We start from the raw sequence: 25,367 nt of genomic DNA on the forward strand, positions 1-25,367 counted from the left end.
GATGTCTCCGGCAGCAGATGGTTTAAACCTACTGCCGGCGACGGCCCTCGACAATCACTGTAGGGCTGCTGAATACAGCACCATTACTCAACCGGCAGCGCTTTCCCGCACCGCGCCACGGCGGGTCTGGCCAGCCGCGACCACACAGTTACGCCCGGCGCCCTTGGCAGCGTACAGCGCCTGGTCGGCAGACTTGAGGACTTCCTCCGGTGTGCGCTGCTCAGCCTGGCGTTCGGCCACGCCGATACTGATGGTCACCGAAACACTCGAGGCGCCACTGCCCGCCCGCCGCTGACGGCCTTGGTGGTCGTCTTGAGGGCGGTCCAGGTTGCGTAATTTGATAGCGTAATCGGCGATGATCTCGCGGATTTCTTCCAGGTGCGGCAAGCATTCCTCCACCGTCTTGCCGGCGAACACCACGGCAAACTCTTCACCGCCATACCGGTAGGCGCGCCCGCCGCCGTTGACCTTGGACAGCTTGCTTGCCACCAGGCGCAGCACCTGGTCGCCGACGTCATGGCCATGGGTGTCGTTGAAGCGCTTGAAGTGGTCGACGTCACTCATCGCCAGCACATAGTTGCGCCCCAATCGCTGCATACGCTCGTTCAGCGCACGTCGTCCCGGCAAGCCGGTCAGCTCATCGCGGAAGGCCATTTGATAGGCCTCGTGGGCGACGCCAGCGGCGATCATCAGCATCACCTGGCTGCACATGATATTCAGGGTGAACGGCAGGATGAACGTCTGCGGCAACATCCAGAACAACCCCAGCAAACCCACCAGTTGCGCGGCGTGCAGCGGGCGCGGCTGGTACCAGTACTGTGCGGCCAGGGTCAGGAAGCCGATCAGGAACATCGGATACGACAATTGGATCAGGCTCATCCAGGCGCCATGCAGCACGGGCCAGCGAATCTCCGCCAGCCAGTTCAGCACCGCCACGGGGAAACTCTGCTCAAGTGCCAGCGCCACACTGCCTATCGCCAGCAACACAGCGCCACGGGCGACGAAATCACGGAACAGGTGGGTCTTCTCCTGCCACAGCGCGTAAATGCTGAACAACAACGGCAGCAACAAGCAGCACAGGTGAAACACCACGGCCGCGTCTTCGCGCACGCGGCCGTGGTCGCGGTAGAAGTCGGTCTGGGTATCGAGCAGGAAGTAGGCGATATACACCGTGATCATCAGGAACAGTTCACGCTGACGGCGGTACACCGCGCAGTACGAACCGCCGAGCAACAGCACCAAGGTCGGCAACACATTGAACAGTGACGTGAAGAAAACGCTGAGGTCTTTGATATATGCAGCCGAGAGCCCGGCCAGCAACAGCAGTAACGAAGGGAGGAAATGACTGAAACTGACAGCGGACACGCGCGACAAGGGTAAAACTCCGACCCGCAAAAAAATAATGGCAATGTGCCTCTACCCGGACAGTTAAGCACAACCCGTCGTGCATGTATCACATTGCCATCACTGTAACGGCAGCCGGCAGCAATCCCTGAGTGCTGTGCTGCGGTTTTTTATCGCGCACAAAAAAGCCGCTGCTCCTGTCACGGAGCAGCGGCTGTGGAAGTGAACCCGGTGAGGCTTAGTAAGCCAGGCCGAAGTCTTCTTCTTTCATGTCCATCAGGTTGTTGGCGCCCGACAGCATGGTGGCTTTATGGGTCTGGGTACGCGGCAGGATTCGCTGGAAGTAGAAGCGCGCGGTCTGCAGCTTGGCGGTGTAGAACGCCTCTTCGGTGGTGCCGGCAGCCAGTTTTTCGGCAGCCAGGCGCGCCATGTCAGCCCAGAAGTAAGCCAGGCACGCATAACCGGAGTACATCAGGTAGTCCACCGAGGCGGCACCCACTTCTTCACGGTCTTTCATCGCGGCCATGCCGACCTTCATGGTCAACTCGCCCCACTCTTTGTTCAGCGCGGCCAGCGGAGTAACAAACTCCTGAACGGCCTCGTTGCCTTCGTTGGCCTGGCAGAACTTATGCACGATCTTGGTGAAGCCCTTGAGCGCTTCGCCCTGGGTCATCAGCACTTTGCGGCCGAGCAGGTCCAGCGCCTGGATACCGGTGGTGCCTTCGTACAGCATCGAAATGCGGCTGTCGCGAACGTTCTGCTCCATGCCCCACTCGGCGATGAAGCCGTGGCCGCCGTAGATCTGTACGCCGTGGTTGGCAGACTCAAAACCGACTTCGGTCATGAACGCCTTGGCGATCGGAGTCATGAAGGCCAGCAGGCCGTCAGCCTGTTTCTTGGCTTCGTCGTCGGTGCCGTATTTGACGATGTCCACTTGCTTGGCGGTGAAGTACACCATCGCACGGTTGCCTTCGGCGAAGGCTTTCATGGTCAGCAGCATGCGGCGCACGTCTGGGTGCACGATGATCGGGTCAGCGGCCTTTTCCGGCGCTTTTGGGCCAGTCAGCGAGCGCATTTGCAGACGGTCGCGGGCGTATTTCAGGCCGCCCTGGAAGCCGATCTCGGCGTGGGCCAGGCCTTGCAGCGCGGTGCCCAGGCGAGCGGTGTTCATAAAGGTGAACATGCAGTTCAGACCTTTATTCGCCGGGCCGATCAGGAAACCGGTGGCCGCGTCGAAGTTCATCACGCAGGTGGCGTTGCCGTGGATACCCATCTTGTGTTCCAGGGAGCCACAGGTCACTGCGTTGCGCTCACCCACCGAACCATCGGCGTTTGGCATGAATTTCGGCACGATGAACAGCGAGATGCCTTTGGTGCCAGCCGGTGCGTCCGGCAGGCGGGCCAGTACGATGTGGACGATGTTGTCGGCCATGTCGTGTTCACCGGCCGAGATGAAGATCTTGGTGCCGGAGACTTTGTAGGAACCGTCAGCCTGAGGCTCGGCCTTGGTGCGCAGCATGCCCAGGTCGGTGCCGCAGTGTGGCTCGGTCAGGCACATGGTGCCGGTCCATTCACCCGACACCAGTTTGGTCAGGTAGGCCTCTTGCTGCTCAGGGGTGCCGTGCTCGGAAATGGTGTTCATCGCACCGTGGGACAGGCCCGGGTACATGCCCCACGACCAGTTGGCTTCGCCAACCATTTCGCTGACTGCCAGGCCCAGGGACTCCGGCAGGCCTTGGCCACCGTGCTCCACGTCGTGGGCCAGGCTTGGCCAGCCGCCTTCAACGAATTGTTTGTAGGCTTCTTTGAAACCAGCAGGGGTCTTAACGCCTGACTCACTCCAGGTGCACCCTTCGATGTCGCCCACGCGGTTCAGCGGTGCCAGCACTTGCTCACAGAACTTGGCGCCTTCTTCAAGGATGGCGTCAACCATGTCCGGGGTAGCGTCCTGGCAAGCCGGCAGGCTCTGATAGTGCGCTTCATAGCCGAGCAGTTCGTCACGAACGAAGCGAATATCACGCAAGGGGGCCTTGTAGTCAGGCATAGCGATAAACCTCTGCTGATGTATCTGGAATGAACAACCGCGTGGATGTGTTGTGGCGGTCAAACAGGTGTTTGAAACATACGTTTACCACCTAGGGATGTCAAGCGTCGTCCGGATGCCGTTTGTCATGACGTGGGTCAATGGCGCGCACGGCAACGCTTGCGGCAAGACGCCACATGATTAGAAGAGAGTAGAAGTTCAAAAGGAGAACGCAGGGCAAATGTGGGAGCTGGCTTGCCTGCGATACAGGCGCCGCGGTGTATCAGGATAACTGGGTAGATGCTATCGCAGCGATGCGGCGACCCGACAAGCCAGCTCCCACATAAGAGCCGGCATACCTTGGTAGAGGGAGTTAAGCGTAGGTATCGATCAACGTGCCGAGCATTTCATCCGAAGCCTTGGCGACTTTTACGCCGAGCTCGACTTGGAACTTGCCTTGGGCCATCTCCACCATGTTGCTGGCCGAGTTGGACGGCTGGGCGCGGTCGTTGGCTTGCAGACGGTCGCTTTGCGCATCCGATGGCTGGGTCGTCGCGGCGCTGGCAATCTTGCCCGCAGCCTGGTCGACACGGTTCTGCCCGGCCTGAATAGTGCTCAGCCCCGAGTAAAACGCGCTGCTTCCAGAGATTTCCATGGCGTAAGCCTGCCTTTGAGAATCGTGAGCGGTGATTGAAGCAGAGTTGCCCACAAAACGCCCGACAAAAACCCTAATGGCATAATGCCTTAGCGATAGCCAAAATCAGTCAAGCAGGTCTAATTGCAGGTACTCCGCCACCGCTTCAGCCCCCGCATGCTTAAGTTTCGGCACACGGCCCAGGCATGGCGCAGGCAACCGCTCTGCCAGGGTGGCGAGGTTTTCTTCCAGACGGGAGGTCTTGGGGTCGATGATATTCGCCACCCACCCGGCCAACTGCAAACCGTCTCGCGCGATGGCTTCGGCGGTAAGCAAGGCATGGCTGATGCACCCTAGCCGCACGCCCACCACCAGGATCACGGGCAGTTTGAGCGCCATGGCCAGGTCCGATAAATTCGCCTGATCGGCCAATGGCACACGCCATCCGCCGGCGCCTTCGATCAGGGTGAAATCCGCTTGCCTGGCCAGAACCTGCTGCATAGGTTTGAGCAAAGAGTGAACGGTGAGCGAGACACCCGCCTCCCGCGCCGCCAGATGGGGCGCGATGGCCGGCTCGAATGCCACCGGATTGACCTCGGCATAACTCAGGGGCAATGAGCATTCGGCCAACAGTGCCAATGCATCGGCGTTGCGCAAGCCTTTGGGGGTGACCTGGCAGCCGGAGGCTACCGGTTTGCCGGCGGCGGTGCTTCTGCCGGCTTGTCGGGCTGCATGGAGCAGGCCTGCAGCGATGGTGGTCTTGCCGACATCGGTGTCGGTGCCGGTGATGAAGTAAGCGGCGGTCATAGCGGTTTCTCCAGTACGGCATACACCACTTGGTAAGTCGCCGGCAGGCCCTGGGCCTGACGGAACTGCTCATAAGCTTGCACCAGTGCAACAATCCGCGCACGCCCCGTCAAGCCTCCCGGCCGGCCGGGGTTGAGGTTGTGCGCGCCCAACGCTTTCAGCTCGTGGGTCAGGCTGCGTACGTCCGGGTAGTGCAACACATGGGGGCGGCGCTCCAGGCTCACTACTCGCAGGCCACTGGCCGCGCACCGCTGCTGATAAGCCTCGAAGGTGCGAAAGCGGTTGACGTGGACCAAGCCATCCGCGGCGCGCCAGCTTTCGCGCAGTTCTTCCAGGGTGCCCACGCAAAGACTGGCAAACGCCAACACCCCCCCCGGTCGCAGCACACGATAGGCCTCACTGAGCACCGCCTCGAAGTTCGCGCACCATTGCACCGCCAGACTGGAGAAGATCAGCCCGCAACTGGCGTCTTGCAGCGGTAAACGCTCGGCGTCCCCCGCAATGAAATGTCCGGCGCCACCCAACGGCCGCGCGTGCTTGAGCATGCCTTCGGCGATATCCAGCGCCACGCCTTGGCTGGCGGGCAACCGTTCACTCAACACACGGCTGAAATAACCGGTGCCGCAGCCCATGTCCAGCCAGCGTTGAGGCGCAATGCCTGCTGGCAGACGCGTCAGCAATTGGCTGCCCACCGCCCGCTGCAACTCGGCAACGCTATCGTAACTGGCCGCCGCACGGGAAAAGGAGGCCGCCACCTGGCGCTTGTTCGGCAAGCCACCCGGCAACGGGGCGTGGGATAAATCAGTCATCGACGCACTCATGCAAAAAGGCCTGGATGGCCCCCGCTACACCGTGGGGGTCTTCCAGAAGAAAAGCGTGGCCGGCCTGTTCAATCAGGCCGATTTCAACATCGGGGAGCAGGGCCAGCAGGGCGCTGGCGGCTTCGGCCGGTACCAGTTCATCCATACCGGCAAACAGGTGCAACTGCGGGCCACGGAAAGCCAGCAAAGCGTCGCGCGTATCGAGTTGGGCGAGCAACTCAAGCCCGGGCATCAACACACTCGAAGGCGTGTTCGGCGCACCACTGACCAGCAGGCGCGACAGCCCGCGTGGATCTTCCGCGCCCTTTGCGCACAACAGGCCGAAGCGTTTGAGGGTGACTTGGGAGTCGGCATGGCAGCCGGCGAGGAAGGCGTCAAAGGTCTCGGCGGGCATCGCGCTCGGCCAGCCGTCATGGGCAACGAAACAGGGGTTGCTGGCCAGGGTCAGCAGGCCGCAGCAGCGCTCTGCGCGTCGCGCCGCCAGCTCCGAAGCCAGCATGCCACCCAGCGACCAACCGCCCAGCCAGGCGTTGTCCGGCAGCGTGGCGTCGAGTTCGTCGAGCCATTCATTCAGGTCACTGGCGTCCAGCGCCGGCAACGGCTCGATCTGCACCCGCAGGTGCTCGTCCAGGCCTTGCAAGGCGGCGGCCAAAGGCTCCAGCGGCGATACGCCAAGGCCCCAGCCGGGCAGTAATATCAGTCGATCACGCATGGCTGGGCTCCGAGGCGCCTAACAAGTGGAAACACTCTTCCAATGCATTTAACAATAGCCGCACCTGCGCCTCGCTGTGGGCTGCCGTCAAAGTCACGCGCAAACGCGCGCTGCCGGCCGGCACGGTAGGTGGGCGGATCGCGGTCACCATCAAGCCGCGTTCGCGCAACATGTGCGACAGGCGCATGGCTTTGGCACTGTCGCCAATCAGGATCGGCTGGATCGGCGTAAAGCTGTCCATCAAGTCCAGGCCGAGCTGCTCCGCGCCCTGGCGGAACTGGCGAATGAGGTTGTTGAGGTGCTCGCGCCGCCAGTGCTCGGTACGCAACAGCTCCAGGCTTTTCAAGGTGGCGCAGGCCAGGGCGGGCGGTTGGCTGGTGGTGTAGATGTAGGGCCGGGCGAATTGGATCAGGCTTTCGATCAGTTCTTCGCTGCCGGCCACAAAGGCCCCCGCCGTACCGAAGGCCTTGCCGAGGGTGCCGACCAGCACCGGCACGTCGTCCTGGCTGAGGCCGAAATGCTCGACGATCCCGCCGCCGTGGGCGCCCAAAGGGCCGAAACCGTGGGCGTCGTCCACCATCAGCCAGGCGCCTTTGGCCTTGGTTGCACGGGCCAGCGCGGGCAAATCCGCCAGGTCGCCGTCCATGCTGAACACACCGTCGGTGACCACCAGCGTATTACCGGTCGCCTTCTCCAGGCGCTTGGCCAGGCTGTCAGCGTCGTTGTGCAGGTAGCGATTGAAGCGCGCACCGGACAGCAGGCCCGCATCCAGCAACGATGCATGGTTGAGCCGGTCTTCCAGCACCGTGTCGCCCTGCCCCACCAACGCCGTGACCGCACCGAGGTTGGCCATGTAGCCGGTGGTAAACAGCAAGGCGCGTGGGCGACCGGTCAGGTCCGCCAGGGCTTCTTCCAGTTCATGGTGCGGCGTGGCATGCCCGACCACCAGGTGCGAAGCGCCACCGCCGACCCCCCAACGGGATGCACCGGCGCGCCAGGCTTCGATCACCTGCGGGTGATTGGCCAGGCCCAGGTAATCGTTATTGCAGAACGCCAGCAACGGCTGGCCGTCCACCACCACTTCCGGGCCTTGGGGGCTACCCAGCAGCGGGCGTTGGCGATAGAGGTGTTCGGCACGGCGGGCAGCGAGGCGCGCGGCGAGATCGAAAGACATGCAGGCCTCGGATATATCTGGATGAACACAGTTTCAATGTGGGAGCTGGCTTGCATTCCAATAGAGAGATAGGCGTCAAACCACCGCGTTATAGAACTGCTCGCTGCTCTTCTGCTCCACCAACGCCTGCTCGATCGCGGCCTGATGCACCTCATCCGCGTGCTCTTCCCGCGCTTCCGGCAGGATGCCCAGGCGCGAGAACAGTTGCATGTCCTTGTCAGCCTGTGGGTTAGCGGTGGTCAGCAATTTGTCGCCGTAGAAGATCGAGTTGGCCCCGGCAAAAAACGCCAACGCCTGCATCTGCTCGTTCATCGCCTCACGGCCGGCCGACAGGCGCACGTGGGATTGCGGCATCAGGATGCGCGCCACGGCCAGCATGCGGATGAAGTCGAACGGGTCGATATCCTCGGCATTTTCCAGCGGCGTACCGGCGACCTTCACCAGCATGTTGATCGGCACCGACTCAGGATGCTCCGGCAGGTTGGCCAGTTGGATCAGCAAGTTGGCGCGGTCGTCGAGGGACTCGCCCATGCCAAGGATGCCACCGGAGCAGATCTTCATCCCCGAGTCACGCACATAGGCCAGGGTTTGCAGGCGCTCGCCATAGGTGCGGGTAGTGATAATGCTGCCGTAGAACTCCGGCGAGGTATCGAGGTTGTGGTTGTAGTAGTCGAGGCCAGCCTGGGCCAGGGCCTCGGTCTGGTCCTGGTCCAAGCGGCCGAGGGTCATGCAGGTTTCCAGGCCCATGGCCTTCACGCCTTTGACCATCTGCAGCACGTAGGGCATGTCTTTGGCCGACGGGTGTTTCCAGGCGGCGCCCATGCAGAAACGCGTCGAGCCGATGGCTTTGGCGCGAGCGGCCTCTTCCAGCACCTTCTGCACTTCCATCAGCTTTTCTTTTTCGAGGCCCGTGTTGTAGTGGCCCGACTGCGGACAATATTTGCAATCTTCCGGGCAGGCACCGGTTTTGATCGAGAGCAGCGTCGACACTTGCACACGGTTGGCGTCGAAATGCGCGCGGTGCACGGTCTGCGCCTGGAACAGCAGGTCATTGAACGGCTGCACGAACAGCGCTTTGACTTCGGCGAGGGACCAATCGTGACGCAAAGTGGCGGTGGTGCTGGCGCTCATGGGCGATTCCTTGATTATGCTTTGGCAAACGCTGTGGGAAGGGCAATACCCACAGGTACGACACGGATGCTCGGCATATTTAAGGAAGATTCATGCACTGTCAACCAGAGTACAAACACCAGGTTTACATCTGGTTAAAAACCGTACAAATCTGTTTAATCTGCGATGAAGCGACGGAATCAACCCATTGTGTGTGCAACGTCTGCGAAACCGAGCTGCCCTGGCTGCTGGAGCACTGCGACGTGTGCGCCCTGCCGCTACCGATGGAGGGTTTAATATGCGGCCAGTGCCAGAAACAACCACCGGCCTTTAAACAGGTGATCGCACCCTGGTCCTACAGCTTTCCCATCGACAGCCTGATCAGCCGCTTCAAACACCAGGCGCGCTGGCCCTTCGGGCAGATGCTTGCACGACTATTGGCGCAACACCTGCAACACCGCCTGGACAACACTGAACTCACACGCCCGGATTGTTTGCTGCCGGTGCCCATGGCGCGCAAACGCCTGCGCGAGCGCGGCTATAACCAGGCCTTGATGCTGACGCGTTGGCTCAGCAGCGACCTGAACCTCCCCCACGATGAACATCTGTTGTTACGCCCTCATGATACGGTCGCCCAGCAAGCCCTCGACGCCAAGACCCGTAAACGCAACCTGCTCGGCGCCTTTGCCCTGGCACCCGGCGCCCAGGTGCAAGGCCGGCACTTTGCCTTGGTGGACGACGTACTCACCACCGGCGCCACCGCCCACAGCCTGGCGCAGCTGTTGATGAATGCCGGCGCGCGCCAGGTCGATGTGTACTGCCTGGCGCGCACGCCCAAACCAGGCAGTTGACTTGACTCCAGCCAACCTTGCCCGCAACGTTCGGCCCATCTCATCGAAGCGTACCCACATGTCTCTGCCAGCGTCCCTCAGCCAGCACATCATCCGTCGCCCACAGCGCATTGCCTTGCTGGCGCATATCGCCGAGCAAGGCTCCATCACTCGCGCGGCGAAAAGCGCTGGTTTGAGTTACAAGGCGGCATGGGATGCCATCGACGAGTTGAACAACCTTGCGCAAAAACCGCTGGTGGAACGCAGCGTCGGCGGCAAGGGCGGCGGCGGCGCCAAGCTGACGGCCGAGGGTGAGCGCGTATTGCGTCTTTACCAACGCCTGCAAGTGTTACAGGCCGAAGTGCTGGGCTCTGATGAAGCCGCCAGTGACTTCAACCTGCTCGGCCGCCTGATGCTGCGCACCAGCGCGCGTAATCAACTGCATGGCCAAGTCGTCGCCATCGAGCATCATGGCCGCAATGATCTGGTGCGCCTGCAACTGGCTGGCGGGCTGTCCCTGGATGCGCAAATCACCCACGACAGCACGCAGCGACTGGAGCTGGAAACTGGCGTGGAAGTGGTCGCACTGATCAAGGCGGGCTGGTTGGAATTGCTGGCAAACGAGGACTCTGCAACAACTGGACACAATTGCATGGGCGGCACCGTCGACGCCATTCTCGAGGCCGACGACGGCCCCAGCGAAGTCCGCATCGTGCTGCCCAACGGCCAGGTTCTATGCGCCCTGGCGCAACTCGACACGCTCAACGCCATCGGCGCCGCCAGAGGCCAGGCGATCCAGGTACAGTTCGCGCCGAGCAATGTGCTGCTGGGAACACCGGTGTAAGTCGCCACCTTCTTTTAACTGCAACAATTTCGTCACGCCCGCTCCTTAAGGTGTCTGCAAAAACCGCAGGGAGCCTGAGATGAGCCTATTAGAAGAAAACCAAGCCACCGACCTCGAACAGATGGTCGGCCTCACCCGCCGCCGCTTTATCGGCGCCGGCGCTTTGTGCGGTGCCGCGATGTTCCTGGGCGGCAACCTGCTGACCCGTAGCGCCCTGGCCGTCAACGCCACCACCGCCAGCCCGCTGCTGGGTTTTACCAGCATCGCCGCCGCGACCAGCGACGCTATCACGTTGCCGCCGGGCTACAGCGCTTCGGTGTTGATCAGTTGGGGCCAGCCGCTGAGCAAGAGCGCGCCGGCGTTCGACCCGTCCGGCAACGGCACGGCCAACGCTCAGGAACAGCAGTTCGGTGACAACAACGACGGCATGAGCCTGTTCGCCTTCCCCGGCGACGACAACCGCGCACTGATGGCGATCAACAACGAATACACCAACTACCGCTACCTCTTTGCCCACGGCGGCGCGCCGCAATCGGCCGAAGATGTGCGCAAGGCGCAGGCCAGCGAAGGCGTGTCGGTGATCGAAGTGCGGCGCAAGGGTGACACCTGGCAGTTCGTCCAGGACTCGCGCTACAACCGGCGCATCCACGGCAACTCGCCGATCCGCCTGAGCGGCCCCGCCGCCGGTCACGAATGGCTGAAAACCAGCGCCGACAAATCCGGCAAGAAAGCCCTTGGCACATTCCAGAACTGCGCCAACGGTAAAACCCCGTGGGGCACTTATCTGACCTGTGAAGAGAACTTCACCGACTGCTTTGGCAGCAGCAACCCACAGCAAACGTTTGATGCCGGGCAGAAACGCTACGGCGCCGTCGCCGCCAGCAAAGACATCAACTGGCACCAGCACGACCCGCGCTTTGACCTGGCCAAGAACCCCAACGAGCTCAATCGCCATGGCTGGGTCGTGGAAATCGACCCGTTCGACCCGCAATCCACCCCAGCCAAGCGCACCGCCCTGGGCCGCTTCAAACACGAGAACGCCGCCCTCGCTGAAACCCGCGACGGCCGCGCCGTGGTGTACATGGGCGACGACGAGCGCGGTGAGTTCATCTATAAGTTCGTCAGCCGCGACAAGATCAACCACAAAAACCACAAGGCCAACAAAGAACTGCTCGACCACGGCACCCTGTACGTGGCGATCTTCGACGCGGGCGACGGCAATGCCGACCACCCCAAAGGCAAGGGCCAGTGGGTCGAGCTGACCCATGGCAAAAACGGCATCGACGCCAGCAGCGGTTTCAACAGCCAGGCCGAAGTGCTGATCCACGCACGCCTCGCCGCCAGTGTGGTGAAAGCCACGCGCATGGACCGCCCGGAATGGATCGTGGTCAGCCCCACCGATGGCCAGGTCTATTGCACCCTCACCAACAACGCCAAGCGCGGTGAAGACGGCCAGCCCGTCGGCGGCCCCAACCCCCGTGAGAAAAACGTCTACGGCCAGATCCTGCGCTGGAAAGCCGACGCCGATAACCACGCCAGCATGGCATTTACTTGGGACCTGTTTGTGGTGGCCGGCAACCCTGGCGTTCACGCCGGCACGCCGAAGGGCGGTTCGTCGAATATCAACCCGCAAAATATGTTCAACAGCCTTGATGGCTTGGGTTTCGACAAGGCCGGGCGGCTGTGGATTCTGACCGATGGCGACTACAGCAACGCGGGTGATTTCGCGGGGATGGGCAATAACCAGATGCTCTGCGCTGACCCGACCACCGGGGAAATCCGTCGTTTCATGGTTGGCCCTGTGGCCTGTGAAGTGACGGGCATCAGCTTCTCGCCGGATCAGAAAACGTTGTTTGTGGGGATTCAGCATCCGGGTGAGACCGGCGGCTCCACCTGGCCGGAGCACCTGCCGGATGGCAAGCCGCGTTCGTCAGTGATGGCGATTCGGCGGGATGACGGCGGTATCGTCGGCGCCTGATAGGGCCGCATCGCAGGCATGCCAGCTCCCACACTTGACCGCGTTGTCATGACTGACACGGACCAAATGTGGGAGCTGGCTTGCCTGCGATGGCGTCTGCACTGCCGCCCCCTATCTCAAGCCGTGTGCGTTACCATACCCAGCCGGACGCGGCGACCTGCTGCGCGCAGGAGTTCGCATGGCCCATCCGTTTGAAACACTCACCCCCGACCTGGTGCTCGACGCTGTCGAAAGTATCGGCTTCCTCAGCGATGCGCGCATTCTCGCGCTCAACAGCTACGAAAACCGCGTCTACCAAGTGGGCATCGAAGACTCGGAACCGTTGATCGCCAAGTTCTATCGCCCACAGCGTTGGACGAACGAGGCGATCCTTGAAGAACACCGTTTCACCTTCGAACTGGCCGAATGCGAAGTGCCGGTGGTGGCACCACTGATCCACAATGGCGAAAGCCTGTTCGAACACGCCGGTTTCCGCTTCACCTTGTTCCCACGCCGTGGCGGCCGTGCACCGGAGCCGGGCAATCTGGATCAGCTGTATCGCCTTGGGCAACTGCTTGGCCGTTTGCATGCGGTGGGTTCCACCCGCCCGTTCGAACACCGTGAAGCCTTGGGCGTGAAGAACTTCGGTCACGATTCCCTCACCACGCTGTTGGAAGGCAACTTCATTCCCAAGAGCCTGCTGCCGGCCTACGAGTCCGTGGCCCGCGACCTGCTCAAACGCGTGGAAGAGGTGTACACGGCCACGCCGCACAAGAACATCCGCATGCACGGCGATTGCCATCCCGGCAACATGATGTGCCGTGACGAGATGTTCCATATTGTCGACCTTGATGACTGCCGCATGGGCCCGGCGGTGCAGGACCTGTGGATGATGCTCGCCGGAGACCGTCAGGAATGTCTGGGACAGTTGTCGGAATTGATGGACGGCTATCAGGAATTCCATGACTTCGATCCGCGCGAACTGGCGTTGATCGAACCGTTGCGCGCCCTGCGCCTGATGCACTACAGCGCCTGGCTGGCACGGCGCTGGGATGACCCGGCGTTTCCCCACAGTTTTCCTTGGTTTGGCAGTGAGCGCTATTGGGGCGACCAGGTGCTGGCATTGCGCGAACAACTCTCGGCCCTGAACGAAGAACCCCTGAAACTCTTCTGACGGCTTCTCTGTGGGAGCCGGGCTCCCACAGAAAGCAGATCCCAATGCCTGAGAAATATCCCTACAATTGCGCTTTGTTAGCTGCCTAAGCAAGGATTCCGCATGCAAGCCGCCAACCCCCGCAAGGGATACATTCTAGGCCTGAGCGCCTATGTCATCTGGGGTCTGTTCCCGCTCTACTTCAAAGCCATCGCCAGCGTACCCGCCGCCGAGATCATCGTGCACCGCGTGCTGTGGTCAGCGCTGTTCGGCGGTTTGCTGCTGATGGTGTGGAAACACCCCGGCTGGTTCCGCGAACTGCGTGACAACCCCAAGCGCCTGGCGATCCTGGCCCTCAGCGGTTCGCTGATTGCGGCCAACTGGCTGACGTATGTGTGGTCGGTGAATACGGGGCGCATGCTGGAAGCGAGCCTGGGTTACTACATCAACCCGCTGGTCAATGTGCTGCTGGGCATGCTGATCCTGGGTGAACGCCTGCGCCGTCTGCAATGGGTCGCCGTCGGGCTGGCTGCAGCGGGTGTGGCGCAACAGGTGTGGCAGGTGGGCAGCTTGCCGTGGGTGTCGCTGGTGCTGGCGTTGACCTTTGGCTTTTACGGATTGATCCGTAAACAGGCGCCGGTGAAAGCATTGCCGGGGCTGGTGGTAGAAACCTGGATGCTGGTGCCCATTGCTCTCGCATGGCTGCTGTTCAACCCAACGGCCCACAGTGCGCAGCTGGCGTTTTGGAGCACCTCAGAAGCCTGGTGGCTGGTAGCTGCGGGCCCGGTGACGCTGATCCCGCTGGTGTGTTTCAACGCCGCCGCACGGCATTTGCCTTACACCGCGCTGGGCTTCCTGCAGTATGTGGCGCCGACGCTGGTGCTGCTGGAAGCCGTGCTGCTGTTCGGCGAACACCTGGCGCCGAGCACGTTGACTGCCTTCGCCTTCATCTGGGCGGGCCTGGTGGTGTACAGCGTGGATATCTGGCTGAGCGTGCGCAAACGCTGATCAAATAACGTACAAACCTCTGCAAGGCACGGTCGGCGTGACTTGCAGACACCCATCCCAAGGTTATCCACAACCTGATCCCCGCCATTTGTGCACAACCCCTTGAAACTGCTCGTTTTTTACTCAGTTTACGGAGAAGCCCGGCCGGTCTGGCCTGGCGCCGGGTCTCTACAGGTTATCCACAGGCCCATGCAAGATTTCCATGCATAACCTCGTGGAAAGATTATTCCTCGTGGTGCAGCTCCACCATCAGGTCATCCGCCAGGGTTTCCAGGGATAACTGCAATACATCCAGGGATAATGCTGTCGGCACCTGCAACAGCGCCTCGGCAGTGAACAACGGGTCACCGCTCATGGGAGCCGGGCGAACGTCAGTGCTCAGACTCGCCAGGTTGACCCCCTGCTGGCTCAGCAGCGCCGTGATCTCGCGCACGATGCCCGAACGGTCGTTACCCACCAGCGTCATCACAATCGATTTGGATGCTGAAGCCTGGCCAGTGCTGCCCTCACCCACCAGCACGCGAATGCCGTGTGTGGATAAATCCTCGAGCGCGCCCACCAAAGCCTGACGGCTCTCCGCCGGCACACTGACCCGCAGGATCCCGGCAAACTGCCCGGCCATGTGCGCCATGCGGCTTTCGAGCCAGTTGCCGCCGTGGGCGGCGATGTTCTGCGCAATGCGTTCAACCAGCCCGGGTTTGTCGGCGGCGATAATTGTGAGTACAAGATGGTCCATGGCAAAGCCCTCTGGAATTCAATCTACAAGGTGGACCCGGAAGCCCTTGAAAACAAATCGTGTACCATTTTTATATTTATCTGGAACAATCCAATAGTTTTTTGAGAACATCCGATTCTCCGCTGTGACCGTACGACCAAAGTGGGTCGCTAAACGACGTATTTAGTCTAATTTTCACAACCGCAAGTCATCATGTAGTATGCCCAACCGTGCACTACATAATGAAAATCTGAAAAAGCGCATTAGCTCCGCAGAGTGAGGCAAGCAATGACTGAACACGTTCAAGTCGGTGGCCTGCAGGTCGCCAAAGTCCTGTTCGACTTCGTGAACAACGAAGCCATTCCCGGTACGGGCATCACTGCCGACCAGTTCTGGGCCGGTGCCGACAAGGTCATCCATGACCTGGCACCGAAGAACAAAGCCCTACTCGCCAAACGCGACGATTTCCAGGCGCGCATCGATACCTGGCACCAGACCCACGCCGGCCAGGCTCACGACCCGGTGGCCTACAAAGCCTTCCTGCAAGACATCGGCTACCTGCTGCCAGAAGCTGCAGACTTCCAGGCCACAACCCAAAACGTCGATGACGAAATCGCCCGCATGGCCGGCCCGCAGTTGGTCGTGCCGGTGATGAATGCGCGCTTCGCACTAAACGCCTCGAATGCGCGCTGGGGTTCGTTGTATGACGCGCTGTATGGCACCGACGCCATCAGTGAAGCCGATGGCGCCGAGAAGGGCCAGGGCTACAACAAAGTGCGCGGCGACAAGGTCATCGCCTTCGCCCGCGCTTTCCTCGATGAGGCCGCCCCGCTCAGCGCCGGCAGCCACGCCGAGTCCACCGGCTACAAGATTGCCGATGGCAAGCTGATCGTCAGCCTCAAGGGCGGCAGCAACAGCGGCCTGCGTGACGACGCGCAGTTGATCGGTTTCCAAGGCCCTGCGGCTGAGCCGATTGCGATCCTGCTGAAACACAACGGCCTGCACTTCGAAATCCAGATCGACGCCAGCACCCCGGTCGGCCAGACCGATGCCGCCGGTGTCAAAGACGTGCTGATGGAAGCCGCGCTGACCACCATCATGGACTGCGAAGACTCTGTCGCCGCCGTCGATGCCGATGACAAGGTGGTGATCTACCGCAACTGGCTCGGCCTGATGAAGGGCGACCTGGCCGAAGAAGTAGCCAAGGGCGGCAAGACCTTCACCCGCACCATGAACGCCGACCGCGTCTACACTGGCGTGGATGGCAAGGACGTGACCCTGCACGGCCGTTCGCTCTTGTTCGTGCGCAACGTGGGTCACCTGATGACCATCGACGCGATCCTCGACAAAGACGGCAACGAAGTGCCGGAAGGCATTCTTGACGGCCTGCTCACCAGCCTCGCGGCGATCCACAGCCTCAACGGCAACAGCAGCCGCAAGAACAGCCGCACCGGTTCCGTCTACATCGTTAAACCGAAAATGCACGGCCCCGAAGAAGCGGCGTTCACCAACGAGCTGTTCGGGCGCATCGAAGACGTGCTGAACCTGCCGCGCAACACGCTGAAAGTCGGGATCATGGACGAGGAGCGCCGCACCACGGTCAACCTCAAGGCCTGTATCAAGGCGGCCAGCGAGCGTGTGGTGTTTATCAACACCGGCTTCCTCGACCGTACCGGCGATGAAATCCACACCTCCATGGAAGCCGGCGCGATGGTGCGCAAGGCCGCGATGAAGGCGGAAAAATGGATCGGCGCCTACGAGAACTGGAACGTCGATATCGGCCTGAGCACCGGCCTGCAAGGTCGCGCGCAGATCGGTAAAGGCATGTGGGCCATGCCCGACCTGATGGCCGCGATGCTCGAACAGAAAATCGCCCACCCACTGGCCGGTGCCAACACTGCCTGGGTGCCGTCGCCAACGGCAGCCGCATTGCACGCGTTGCACTACCACAAGGTCGACGTTTTCGCCCGCCAGGCCGAGCTGGCCAAGCGCGAGCGCGCCTCGGTGGACGACATCCTGACGATTCCTCTGGCCAGCAACACCGATTGGTCCGACGAAGAAATCCGCAACGAGCTGGACAACAATGCCCAAGGCATCCTTGGCTATGTCGTGCGCTGGATCGACCAGGGCGTCGGCTGCTCGAAAGTGCCGGACATCAACGATGTGGGCCTGATGGAAGACCGCGCCACCCTGCGCATCTCCAGCCAGCACATCGCTAACTGGCTGCGCCACGGCATCGTCACTCAGGATCAGGTGATGGAAAGCCTCAAGCGCATGGCGCCGGTGGTGGACCGTCAGAATGCGGGGGACAAGTTGTACCGTCCGTTGGCGCCGGATTTCGATAGCAATATCGCGTTCCAGGCGGCGGTGGAGTTGGTGGTTGAAGGGACCAAGCAGCCAAATGGGTATACCGAGCCGGTGTTGCATCGTCGGCGGCGGGAGTTCAAGGCCAGGAATGGTCTGTAATTAATCGCGGATATGAAAAGCCTTGGTCGTAAGATCAGGGCTTTTTTCAAAACGGCCAAATCAATAATGGCTCAGTACTCATGACAAACTCCTGTTCATAGGGTTTCGAGGCACGGTCATCACACAATGCTCTCCAGACCACTGAACAAAAATTCCCTCTTAACGCCTACGGTCATAAATGACAGTCTCGACCAACGGTCCCTACTGCCCCATCCCCAACTCCCGCTTCACTAATTTCGCCAACTTCACGCTATCAATCGGCTTCAGCAAAAAGTCCACCACACTCAAATGCATCGCATCAATCACATCCGGCGCTTCCGCGTCCCCCGACATGATGATGATCGGCAAAGCCGCGCGAGTGGATTCGCGTACCTGCCTGATCAGCTCCAGGCCGCTGCTCGGCTGCATGCGCAGATCGGTGATCAACAATCCAATAGAGCTGCTGGACTTCAATAAATCCCACGCCGCCTCACCACTGTCGGCAGTCATGCAGCGAATACCGTCCAGCCCCAGGATCTCCGCCAACAATTCACGCGCGTCCTTGTCGTCGTCAACAATCAAAACGCGTTGTGGCGGTAAATCAGGCTCCAGCATCACGGCGCTCAGCGCCTCGCGCTCGGCATCGCTTAAAATATCGTGGTCGGACATACGGTTCTCAGCAGTTCTCATCAATCCCCTCCGCTCAGACGTCAGACATCACAGGAGGGTCGAACAATGTGCACTTCGTCGGAAAGTTTGACTAGTGGGCGTTCTACGGGGTTTGGACGATAGTCATGTAAGGTTTTTCCCTAGGTTTGTGCGGTCTGTATCGACCTAGACTTACGTCCAATGGGCACCCGCCGCGCGGGAGTCGACCATGAGGGACGATAACGACAAAAAACGCGGCCACTGTTATGAGTAAAGCTGATGCCTTCGCCCAGGCGGGGAAAACTGCTGTGTTGCAGAACATTCACGGCACCCTGCAGTTCTTGCAACGCTTCCCGCCGTTCAACCAAATGGAAAACGCACACCTGGCGTTTTTGGTGGAACAGTGCCAGCTGCGCTTTTACGGCCCCGGAGACAGCATCCTTAAACCGTCGGGCGGGCCGGTTGAACATTTTTATATCGTCAAGCAGGGCAGGGTCGTGGGTGAGCGCCCGGACAGCGCCGAAACCACGTTTGAAATCGCGACGGGCGAGTGCTTTCCCCTCGCGGCACTGTTAGGTGAACGGGCAACCCGCACCGAGCACAAGGCGGCCGAAGACACCTTCTGCCTGCAACTGAACAAACCGGCGTTTATCAAACTGTTCGCGCTTTCCAGCCCGTTTCGCGACTTCGCCCTGCGTGGCGTCAGCAGCCTGTTGGACACGGTTAATCAACAGGTTCAACAAAAAGCCGTGGAAACCCTCGGCACTCAATACTCATTGAATACCCGCCTCGGCGAATTGGCCATGCGCCACCCTGTGATGTGCAGCCCAACCACGCCGCTGCGCGAGGCGGTGACGCTGATGCACGAACAACAGGTGGGCAGCATTGTGATCGTCGATGAGGGCCAGGCGCCCCTGGGAATTTTCACCCTGCGCGACCTGCGCCAAGTGGTGGCCGATGGCACCAGCGACTTCACCCAGGGCATCGAAGGCCACATGACCCAGGCGCCCTTCTTCTTGACCCCGGACCACAGCGCCTTCGACGCCGCCATCGCCATGACCGAACGGCATATCGCCCACGTGTGCCTGGTCAAAGACCAACGCCTGTGTGGCGTGGTGTCCGAGCGCGATCTGTTTTCCCTGCAACGGGTGGACCTGGTGCACCTGGCGCGCACCATCCGTAACGCGCCACGCGTGGAAAACCTGGTGGCGATTCGCGGCGAGATCGGCCAGTTGGTCGAACGCATGCTGGCCCATGGCGCGTCGTCTACCCAGATCACCCACATCATTACGCTGCTTAACGATCACACCGTATGCCGGGTGATCGAACTCACGCTGGCTGAAAAAGGCGACCCCGGCGTGCCATTCAGTTGGTTGTGTTTTGGCAGCGAAGGTCGTCGCGAGCAGACGCTGTACACCGACCAGGACAACGGCATTCTGTTCGATGCCAAGGACACCGCCGAAGCGGCGCAGATCCGTGGATTGCTGTTGCCGCTGGCACAGCAGATCAACCAGAGCCTGGCGTTGTGCGGGTTCAGCCTGTGCAAGGGCAACATCATGGCCGGCAATCCAGAGCTTTGCCTGTCGCGGGCGGAATGGGCGCGGCGGTTTGCAGCCTTCATTCGCGAGGCGACGCCGGAGAATCTGCTGGGCTCCAGCATTTATTTCGACCTGCGCGTGGTGTGGGGCGATGAGCGCGGTTGCGAACAATTGCGCCAGGGCATTCTTGACCAGGTCGCGGATAACCGCTTGTTTCAACGCATGCTGGCTGAGAACGCGTTGCGCCAGCGGCCGCCTGTGGGACGTTTCCGCGAGTTTGTGCTGACGCGTAAAGGCGGCGAAAAAGCCACCCTCGACCTCAAGGTGCAAGGCCTGACGCCGTTTGTCGACGGCGCGCGCCTGCTGGCCCTGGCCAACGGCATCCACGCCAATAATACCCTGGAGCGCTTGCGCCAACTGGTGGTCAAGGAAGTGATCGAGCCCCTGGACGGCGCCGCCTATGAAGAGGCCTACCACTTCATCCAGCAGACCCGCATGCAGCAGCACCAACTGCAAACCCGCGAGAACCAGCCGTACTCCAACCGCGTCGACCCGGACAGCCTCAACCACCTGGACCGGCGCATCCTGCGTGAGTCCTTGCGCCAGGCTCAACGCCTGCAAAGCAGCCTGACATTGCGGTATCAGCTGTGAGCCTGTTCAGCTGGCTGCGTACGAAAAAGCCTGGGCTGGATACCGCGCAACAAAAACGCCTGGAGCAACTGCGCAAGCCCACCGCGCTGGGCGACGGTTCCTTGCGCAGTCAGCGCTGGGTGGTGGTGGACCTGGAAACCAGCGGCCTGAACCTCAACCGTGATCAGGTGCTGTCCATCGGTGCGGTGGTGATCGAAGACGGCGCGGTGGACTTTTCTCAATTGTTCGAGCGCACGCTGCAACGCGCCGACACCAAGCTCAGCCCCAGTGTATTGATCCACGGCCTCGGCCCCAGTGCCATTGCTGCCGGCAGCGACCCGGCCGAGGCGTTGCTGGACTTCATGGCGTTTGTCGGCGACAGCCCATTGTTGGCCTTCCACGCACCGTTCGATCAACACATGTTGTGTCGGGCGCTCAAGGACAGCCTGGGTTACCGCCTGACGCATCCGTTTCTTGATGTTGCCGACATCGCCCCGCTGCTGTGCCCCGAGGCGCATATACGCGAAGCCGGGCTGGACGACTGGATCAACCACTTCAACCTGCACGTGGGCGAGCGCCATCATGCCAGCGCCGATGCCCTGGCCACGGCGGAGCTGATGCTCATCCTGTTCAGCCGCGCACGCCAGCAACAGATCGACACCCCCCACACGCTGCAAGAGCGCTTGAGCCAATGGAAGCGGCGTAAACACGCGCCATCGTTTTAATACCATCTCCCGACAGACGCCAATTGCACCCACCCCACGGCTCTGACACAATCGCGAATAATTCTCGTTAGTTTAAACCTCTTGTTTATTCGGTGATGCCTTGTCGTCGGTCCAGAACCCACACAGTGAGCTTGTTGGCGCGTTGTATCGCGACCATCGTGGCTGGCTGCTGGCCTGGCTTCGACGCAACGTGGCCTGCCCAAGCCGCGCCGAAGACCTGAGCCAGGACACGTTCATGCGCTTGCTGGGCCGTGACGAGCTGCGCGAACCCCGCGAACCTCGGGCGTTCCTGGTCGCCATCGCCAAGGGCTTGCTGTTCGACTACTTCCGCCGCGCCGCGCTGGAACAGGCCTACCTCACCGAACTGATGCTGATCCCGGAAAGCGAGCACCCCTCGCCGGAAGAGCAGCAACTGATCCTCGAAGACCTCAAGGCCATCGACCGCCTGCTCGGTAAGCTGTCGAGCAAGGCCCGCGCCGCCTTCCTCTATAACCGCCTCGACGGCATGGGCCATGCAGAAATCGCCCAGCGCCTTGGCGTGTCCGTGCCGCGCGTGCGCCAGTACCTGGCCCAGGGCATTCGCCAGTGCTACATCGCCCTGTATGGCGAGCCGACGTGACAATGATCAGTTCCAGACCCGTCTCGGCCCGCGTGCTGGATGCCGCGATTGCCTGGCAACTGTCCCTCGATTCGGGTGATGGCAGCCTGGTTGAGCGCGAAGAATTCGATAAATGGCTGGCCAGCAACGAAGAACACGCCCGCGCCTGGCGCCAACTGGGCATGCTCGACCAGCGTTTCAGCGCCGCTTCGGGCCCGGCGCGGGTGGCGTTGTTGCAATCGCGGGAAGGCATTCGCCAGCGCGTGCGCAAGTTGGGCAGCGGCTTGGCGAGCATTGCACTGGTCATTGGCGTGGCGTTGTTTGCCGGTGAGCGCTATGTGCCGATCCACTATTGGCTGGCCGACCAACGTACCGCCACCGGTGAGCAGCGCACGCTGAAGCTGGCGGACGGTACGCTGATCAACCTCAATACCCACAGTGCTATCGACGTGCGTTTTGATCAGAAACGCCGGCTGATTGTGTTGCAGGAAGGCGAGATCCTCGTCGAGACCGGCCACAACGATGCGCGCCCGTTCTATGTACAAACCCGCGACGGCAGCCTGCGGGCGCTGGGCACGCGGTTTATCGTCAAGCGTGAAGACGACGCCACGCGCTTGAGCGTGTTGCAGTCCGCCGTGGCCGCACAGCCTGAGGCACTGCACCAGGAACAGATCTTCAAGGAAGGCCAGCAAGTGCTGATGCGCAGCGACGGCCTCGGCCCGCTGCTGGCTGTCACCCCCGCCACCGACGCCTGGACCCGCGGCATGCTGGTGGTCGACAACGCCCGCCTGGGGGATGTGGTCGAGGAGCTCGGCCGCTACCGCACCGGTTACCTGGGTGTGGATAAAGATGTGGCCGACTTGCGTATCACCGGCAGTTTCCCGTTGCACGACACCACGCTGGCGCTGAATGCGCTGCTGCCGACGTTGCCGGTGCAGATTGAGCAGCACACGCCGTGGTGGGTGACGGTGAAGGGCAAGCCTTAGGTTCGCGGTGCCCGTGCTATCGCTATCGCAGGCAAGCCAGCTCCCACCGTTGAAATGCATTCCAAGGTGGGAGCTGGCTTGCCTGCGATGAGGCCCTCAAGAACACCCTGGAAAAATATTTTCACCTCGCCCTATCACTTTTCGATTCTCGTTCGGCACCTAGGCAATTGAGAAATATTTCCATTCAGGAGCCGCCCTATGTCCCGCACCCTAGACACCTTGTTGCGCCCCAGCCTGTTAGCCGTGGCCATCGCCCTCAGCGCCCCGCTGACCAGCACTGTGCTGATCGCCGCCGAGCAGGCGTCCAGCGTGCGTGCTTACAACCTGCCGGCGGCGCCACTGGCCAGCACCCTGAACCAGATCGCCAGCCAGGGCGGCCTGGCGCTGACCCTCAGCCCGGCGCTCGCCGCCGGCAAGACCTCGGCACCGGTCCAGGGCCAGTTCGATGCGCCGGGTGCGCTGCGTGAAGCGTTGCGTGGGACGGGGTTGCAACTGGAGCAGAGCAGCGCGGGGACTTACACCTTGGTGGCGATTCCGGAGGGCGTGATGGCGCTGCCGGTCACCAACATCACTGGCCAAGACGGCAGCCAGGAAAGTGCCTGGGGCCCGGTGCAAGGCTATCTGGCCACGCGCACTGCCGCCGGCACCAAGACCGACACTGCGCTGGTTGAAGCGCCGCGCTCGATCTCTGTCGCCACCCGCGAGCAGATGCAGGACCGCAACGTGCAGAACCTGGATGACGCCGTCAAATACATGCCGGGCATCGTGTCTGCCAGCTACGGCAGCGACACCCGCTACGATTGGATGCGCGTGCGCGGTTTCGAACCGACCCAGTTCCTCGACGGCCTGCCGCTGCCACGCGGTGTGTACGCCAACCCGAAAGCCGAAACCTGGAACCTCGACCGCCTTGCCCTGCTGCGCGGCCCGGCCTCATCGGTGTACGGCCAGACGCCACCGGGCGGCCTGCTGGACATGGTCAGCCGGCGTCCCAGCGAAGAGTCCAGTCATGCCATCCAAGTGCAATACGGCAGTGACAACTACCGCCAGATCAACTTCGCCAGCACCGGCAAGATCGATGATGAAGGCCAGTTCCTGTATGGCGTCAGCGGTGTGGTACGCGATGCGGGCACCCAAGTCGACCACATCGACAACAAGCGCTACAACATTGCGCCGAGCCTGACCTGGAACATCGACACCGACACCAAGCTGACACTGCTCTCGCAGTTCACGCGTGACGATACTGGCGCCACCAGTCAGTTCCTGCCGATCGTGGGCACCAAGATCAAATCGCCATTGGGCGACGTATCACATCACAAGAACCTGGGCGATCCAGATTACGAGTTCTACGACCGCACTTACTACGCGCTGGGCTATGCCTTCGAGCATCGCTTCAACGATACCTGGCAGTTCAAGCAGAACCTGCGTTACACCAAGTCGGAGTTGTCGTTCCAGCAACTGACCGTGGGTTCCTATGCCTTCGCTCCAGTGGATGCAGCGGGCAACATGGATCGCCTCTCGACCAACGTCGACGAGAACATCGGACAGTTCGCGGTGGATAACAACTTCCAGGCCGACTTCGCCACCGGTGATGTCACCCACACCCTGTTGCTGGGACTGGACCACCAGCGGACCGACACCTCGTACCTGTCGATCTTCGGGGGTGCCGGGCGTGTCAATATCTTCAACCCGGTCAATACCACGCCGGTAGTGCGCCCGGCGCGCTCCGATGCGTTCTACGACTACAACCAGAAAACCGTGCAGACCGGCCTCTACGTGCAAGACCAGATGGCCCTCAACAACTGGCGCCTGACCCTCGGTGGTCGTGAAGACTGGGTGCACCAAGGCACCACGTACTTCAACAAACAAGACGCGACCAACACAGACCGCAACAAAAACTTCAGCGGCAACGCGGCAGTCAGCTATGTGTTCGATTCGGGCTTCGTGCCATACCTGTCCTACGCCGAATCCTTCCAGCCAGCAAGCAACGCCAGCGCCGACCCGGTCAAGTCGTATAAGCCCACCGAAGGTAAGCAATGGGAACTGGGAATCAAGTATCAGCCACCTGGCTCCAATACGTTGCTGAGTGCGGCGATCTATAGCCTCACGCAGAAAAACGTACTGGTCACCAGCACCGGAACGAGCGGCACCCCGATCACCGATCAGACCGGCGAAGTGAAAGTCAAAGGCCTGGAACTGGAAACCGTTTCTGACGTGACCGAGAACCTCAAGGTTATCGCGGCGTACACCCTGGCCAAATCCGAAGTGCAAAAAGGCGACTTCAAGGGCAACCGCCTGCAACTGATGCCCAACCAGCAGGCTTCGCTTTGGACCGACTACACCTGGCACACCGGCGTACTCGACGGCTTCGGTATTGGCTTCGGCGCCCGCTACACCGGCAACACCTATGGCGACCAAGGCAACACCTGGCTGGGTAAGGCCAACGCCTACACCGTGTTCGACGGTGCGGTGCATTACGATTTGGGCCGCCTCGACAACAGCCTCAAAGGTGCATCGGTCAAACTCAACGCCACCAACCTATTTAACAAGGACTACATCTCCACCTGTGACGGTTCCTACTGCTACTTCGGCGACCAACGCAGCGTAGTCGCCAGCGCCACCTACCAGTGGTAATCGGCTGAGCCAACAACCAGGCCGCTCCCTTGAG

The 25,367-nt window shown here is 61.2% G+C and carries 21 protein-coding genes; 11 read left to right on the forward strand and 10 right to left on the reverse strand.

Annotation, left to right across the window (positions count from 1 at the left end):
* Window positions 1-87: 87 nt before the first annotated feature.
* From AB4O35_RS03340 to bioB, 8 genes are all read right to left on the reverse strand, one after another.
* Complete coding sequence (locus AB4O35_RS03340) at window positions 88-1,374, reverse strand: GGDEF domain-containing protein (RefSeq protein ID WP_065871812.1); 1,287 nt, start codon at window positions 1,372-1,374, stop codon at window positions 88-90.
* 208 nt (window positions 1,375-1,582) lie between these two features.
* Window positions 1,583-3,388 carry a phenylacyl-CoA dehydrogenase gene (locus AB4O35_RS03345; RefSeq protein ID WP_065871813.1) on the reverse strand — a complete coding sequence of 602 codons (1,806 nt, stop codon included), beginning with the start codon at window positions 3,386-3,388 and terminating at the stop codon, window positions 1,583-1,585.
* Between the two features lie 352 nt (window positions 3,389-3,740).
* Window positions 3,741-4,022, reverse strand: coding sequence for a pyrroloquinoline quinone biosynthesis protein PqqE (locus AB4O35_RS03350; RefSeq protein WP_065871814.1), 282 nt, complete (start codon window positions 4,020-4,022; stop codon window positions 3,741-3,743).
* A gap of 105 nt (window positions 4,023-4,127) precedes the next feature.
* A complete protein-coding gene (gene bioD, locus AB4O35_RS03355; protein ID WP_065891373.1) occupies window positions 4,128-4,808 on the reverse strand; it encodes a dethiobiotin synthase in 681 nt (226 codons plus the stop codon).
* Complete coding sequence (gene bioC / locus AB4O35_RS03360; RefSeq protein WP_065871816.1) at window positions 4,805-5,617, reverse strand: malonyl-ACP O-methyltransferase BioC; 813 nt, start codon at window positions 5,615-5,617, stop codon at window positions 4,805-4,807. Before bioC ends, bioD begins: the two co-directional genes overlap by 4 nt.
* The gene (locus tag AB4O35_RS03365) at window positions 5,610-6,341 is read right to left on the reverse strand and encodes an alpha/beta fold hydrolase (protein ID WP_065871817.1); all 732 of its coding nucleotides are present in this window, start codon (window positions 6,339-6,341) and stop codon (window positions 5,610-5,612) included. Before AB4O35_RS03365 ends, bioC begins: the two co-directional genes overlap by 8 nt.
* Window positions 6,334-7,515, reverse strand: coding sequence for an 8-amino-7-oxononanoate synthase (gene bioF, locus AB4O35_RS03370; RefSeq protein WP_065871818.1), 1,182 nt, complete (start codon window positions 7,513-7,515; stop codon window positions 6,334-6,336). The genes AB4O35_RS03365 and bioF overlap by 8 nt, the downstream gene beginning before the upstream one ends.
* A gap of 75 nt (window positions 7,516-7,590) precedes the next feature.
* Window positions 7,591-8,646 (reverse strand): biotin synthase BioB, encoded by a 1,056-nt coding sequence (gene bioB, locus AB4O35_RS03375; protein ID WP_065871819.1) that lies wholly within the window; start codon window positions 8,644-8,646, stop codon window positions 7,591-7,593.
* A 92-nt stretch (window positions 8,647-8,738) separates the two neighbouring features.
* On the opposite strand from bioB, the gene AB4O35_RS03380 reads away from it, so the two are divergent.
* The 5 genes from AB4O35_RS03380 to rarD all read left to right on the forward strand — a co-directional run bounded on the left by AB4O35_RS03380 (window position 8,739) and on the right by rarD (window position 14,417).
* Window positions 8,739-9,476, forward strand: a complete 738-nt coding sequence (locus AB4O35_RS03380) for a ComF family protein (protein ID WP_065871820.1) — start codon at window positions 8,739-8,741, stop codon at window positions 9,474-9,476.
* 58 nt (window positions 9,477-9,534) lie between these two features.
* Window positions 9,535-10,299: a TOBE domain-containing protein gene (locus AB4O35_RS03385; RefSeq protein WP_065871821.1), complete on the forward strand. Its 765-nt coding sequence runs from the start codon at window positions 9,535-9,537 to the stop codon at window positions 10,297-10,299.
* Between the two features lie 79 nt (window positions 10,300-10,378).
* Window positions 10,379-12,277: a PhoX family protein gene (locus AB4O35_RS03390; protein WP_460149537.1), complete on the forward strand. Its 1,899-nt coding sequence runs from the start codon at window positions 10,379-10,381 to the stop codon at window positions 12,275-12,277.
* A 178-nt stretch (window positions 12,278-12,455) separates the two neighbouring features.
* On the forward strand, window positions 12,456-13,430 hold the full coding sequence (locus AB4O35_RS03395; protein WP_065871823.1) for a serine/threonine protein kinase: 975 nt from the start codon (window positions 12,456-12,458) through the stop codon (window positions 13,428-13,430).
* Window positions 13,431-13,532: 102 nt separating this feature from the next.
* Entirely contained in the window at window positions 13,533-14,417 is an 885-nt protein-coding gene (gene rarD, locus AB4O35_RS03400; protein WP_065871824.1) for an EamA family transporter RarD, read from the forward strand.
* A 223-nt stretch (window positions 14,418-14,640) separates the two neighbouring features.
* Here rarD and AB4O35_RS03405 read toward each other — a convergent pair whose 3' ends face one another.
* Window positions 14,641-15,153 (reverse strand): glycine cleavage system transcriptional repressor, encoded by a 513-nt coding sequence (locus AB4O35_RS03405; RefSeq protein ID WP_065880144.1) that lies wholly within the window; start codon window positions 15,151-15,153, stop codon window positions 14,641-14,643.
* A gap of 267 nt (window positions 15,154-15,420) precedes the next feature.
* Between AB4O35_RS03405 and AB4O35_RS03410 the strand changes: the two genes are divergently transcribed.
* Entirely contained in the window at window positions 15,421-17,598 is a 2,178-nt protein-coding gene (locus AB4O35_RS03410) for a malate synthase G (protein WP_065945505.1), read from the forward strand.
* A 201-nt stretch (window positions 17,599-17,799) separates the two neighbouring features.
* On the opposite strand, the gene AB4O35_RS03415 is transcribed toward AB4O35_RS03410, so the two are convergent.
* Window positions 17,800-18,246 (reverse strand): response regulator, encoded by a 447-nt coding sequence (locus AB4O35_RS03415; protein WP_065871827.1) that lies wholly within the window; start codon window positions 18,244-18,246, stop codon window positions 17,800-17,802.
* Between the two features lie 245 nt (window positions 18,247-18,491).
* On the opposite strand from AB4O35_RS03415, the gene AB4O35_RS03420 reads away from it, so the two are divergent.
* The 5 genes from AB4O35_RS03420 (at window position 18,492) to AB4O35_RS03440 (ending at window position 25,333) form a co-directional block, all read left to right on the forward strand.
* Window positions 18,492-20,414, forward strand: coding sequence for a putative nucleotidyltransferase substrate binding domain-containing protein (locus tag AB4O35_RS03420; RefSeq protein ID WP_065871828.1), 1,923 nt, complete (start codon window positions 18,492-18,494; stop codon window positions 20,412-20,414).
* The gene (locus AB4O35_RS03425) at window positions 20,411-21,118 is read left to right on the forward strand and encodes a 3'-5' exonuclease (RefSeq protein ID WP_065871829.1); all 708 of its coding nucleotides are present in this window, start codon (window positions 20,411-20,413) and stop codon (window positions 21,116-21,118) included. Before AB4O35_RS03420 ends, AB4O35_RS03425 begins: the two co-directional genes overlap by 4 nt.
* Window positions 21,119-21,218: 100 nt before the next feature.
* Window positions 21,219-21,737 (forward strand): RNA polymerase sigma factor, encoded by a 519-nt coding sequence (locus AB4O35_RS03430; protein WP_049711220.1) that lies wholly within the window; start codon window positions 21,219-21,221, stop codon window positions 21,735-21,737.
* Window positions 21,734-22,702 carry a FecR domain-containing protein gene (locus AB4O35_RS03435; protein ID WP_065891370.1) on the forward strand — a complete coding sequence of 323 codons (969 nt, stop codon included), beginning with the start codon at window positions 21,734-21,736 and terminating at the stop codon, window positions 22,700-22,702. The genes AB4O35_RS03430 and AB4O35_RS03435 overlap by 4 nt, the downstream gene beginning before the upstream one ends.
* Before the next feature lie 198 nt (window positions 22,703-22,900).
* Window positions 22,901-25,333, forward strand: coding sequence for a TonB-dependent siderophore receptor (locus tag AB4O35_RS03440; RefSeq protein ID WP_065880146.1), 2,433 nt, complete (start codon window positions 22,901-22,903; stop codon window positions 25,331-25,333).
* Window positions 25,334-25,367: the final 34 nt, after the last annotated feature.

The sequence above is a fragment of the Pseudomonas sp. H1_A03 genome, from assembly GCF_054685145.1.

What these genes read in the sequence shown, in the direction of transcription:
- AB4O35_RS03345 (WP_065871813.1), bottom strand. Translation starts at nt 3,388, where the DNA reads ATGCCTGACTACAAGGCCCCCTTGCGTGATATTCGCTTCGTTCGTGAC.
- AB4O35_RS03350 (WP_065871814.1), bottom strand. Translation starts at nt 4,022, where the DNA reads ATGGAAATCTCTGGAAGCAGCGCGTTTTACTCGGGGCTGAGCACTATT.
- bioD (WP_065891373.1), bottom strand. Translation starts at nt 4,808, where the DNA reads ATGACCGCCGCTTACTTCATCACCGGCACCGACACCGATGTCGGCAAG.
- bioC (WP_065871816.1), bottom strand. Translation starts at nt 5,617, where the DNA reads ATGACTGATTTATCCCACGCCCCGTTGCCGGGTGGCTTGCCGAACAAG.
- AB4O35_RS03365 (WP_065871817.1), bottom strand. Translation starts at nt 6,341, where the DNA reads ATGCGTGATCGACTGATATTACTGCCCGGCTGGGGCCTTGGCGTATCG.
- bioF (WP_065871818.1), bottom strand. Translation starts at nt 7,515, where the DNA reads ATGTCTTTCGATCTCGCCGCGCGCCTCGCTGCCCGCCGTGCCGAACAC.
- bioB (WP_065871819.1), bottom strand. Translation starts at nt 8,646, where the DNA reads ATGAGCGCCAGCACCACCGCCACTTTGCGTCACGATTGGTCCCTCGCC.
- AB4O35_RS03380 (WP_065871820.1), top strand. Translation starts at nt 8,739, where the DNA reads ATGCACTGTCAACCAGAGTACAAACACCAGGTTTACATCTGGTTAAAA.
- AB4O35_RS03385 (WP_065871821.1), top strand. Translation starts at nt 9,535, where the DNA reads ATGTCTCTGCCAGCGTCCCTCAGCCAGCACATCATCCGTCGCCCACAG.
- AB4O35_RS03390 (WP_460149537.1), top strand. Translation starts at nt 10,379, where the DNA reads ATGAGCCTATTAGAAGAAAACCAAGCCACCGACCTCGAACAGATGGTC.
- AB4O35_RS03395 (WP_065871823.1), top strand. Translation starts at nt 12,456, where the DNA reads ATGGCCCATCCGTTTGAAACACTCACCCCCGACCTGGTGCTCGACGCT.
- rarD (WP_065871824.1), top strand. Translation starts at nt 13,533, where the DNA reads ATGCAAGCCGCCAACCCCCGCAAGGGATACATTCTAGGCCTGAGCGCC.
- AB4O35_RS03405 (WP_065880144.1), bottom strand. Translation starts at nt 15,153, where the DNA reads ATGGACCATCTTGTACTCACAATTATCGCCGCCGACAAACCCGGGCTG.
- AB4O35_RS03410 (WP_065945505.1), top strand. Translation starts at nt 15,421, where the DNA reads ATGACTGAACACGTTCAAGTCGGTGGCCTGCAGGTCGCCAAAGTCCTG.
- AB4O35_RS03415 (WP_065871827.1), bottom strand. Translation starts at nt 18,246, where the DNA reads ATGTCCGACCACGATATTTTAAGCGATGCCGAGCGCGAGGCGCTGAGC.
- AB4O35_RS03420 (WP_065871828.1), top strand. Translation starts at nt 18,492, where the DNA reads ATGAGTAAAGCTGATGCCTTCGCCCAGGCGGGGAAAACTGCTGTGTTG.
- AB4O35_RS03440 (WP_065880146.1), top strand. Translation starts at nt 22,901, where the DNA reads ATGTCCCGCACCCTAGACACCTTGTTGCGCCCCAGCCTGTTAGCCGTG.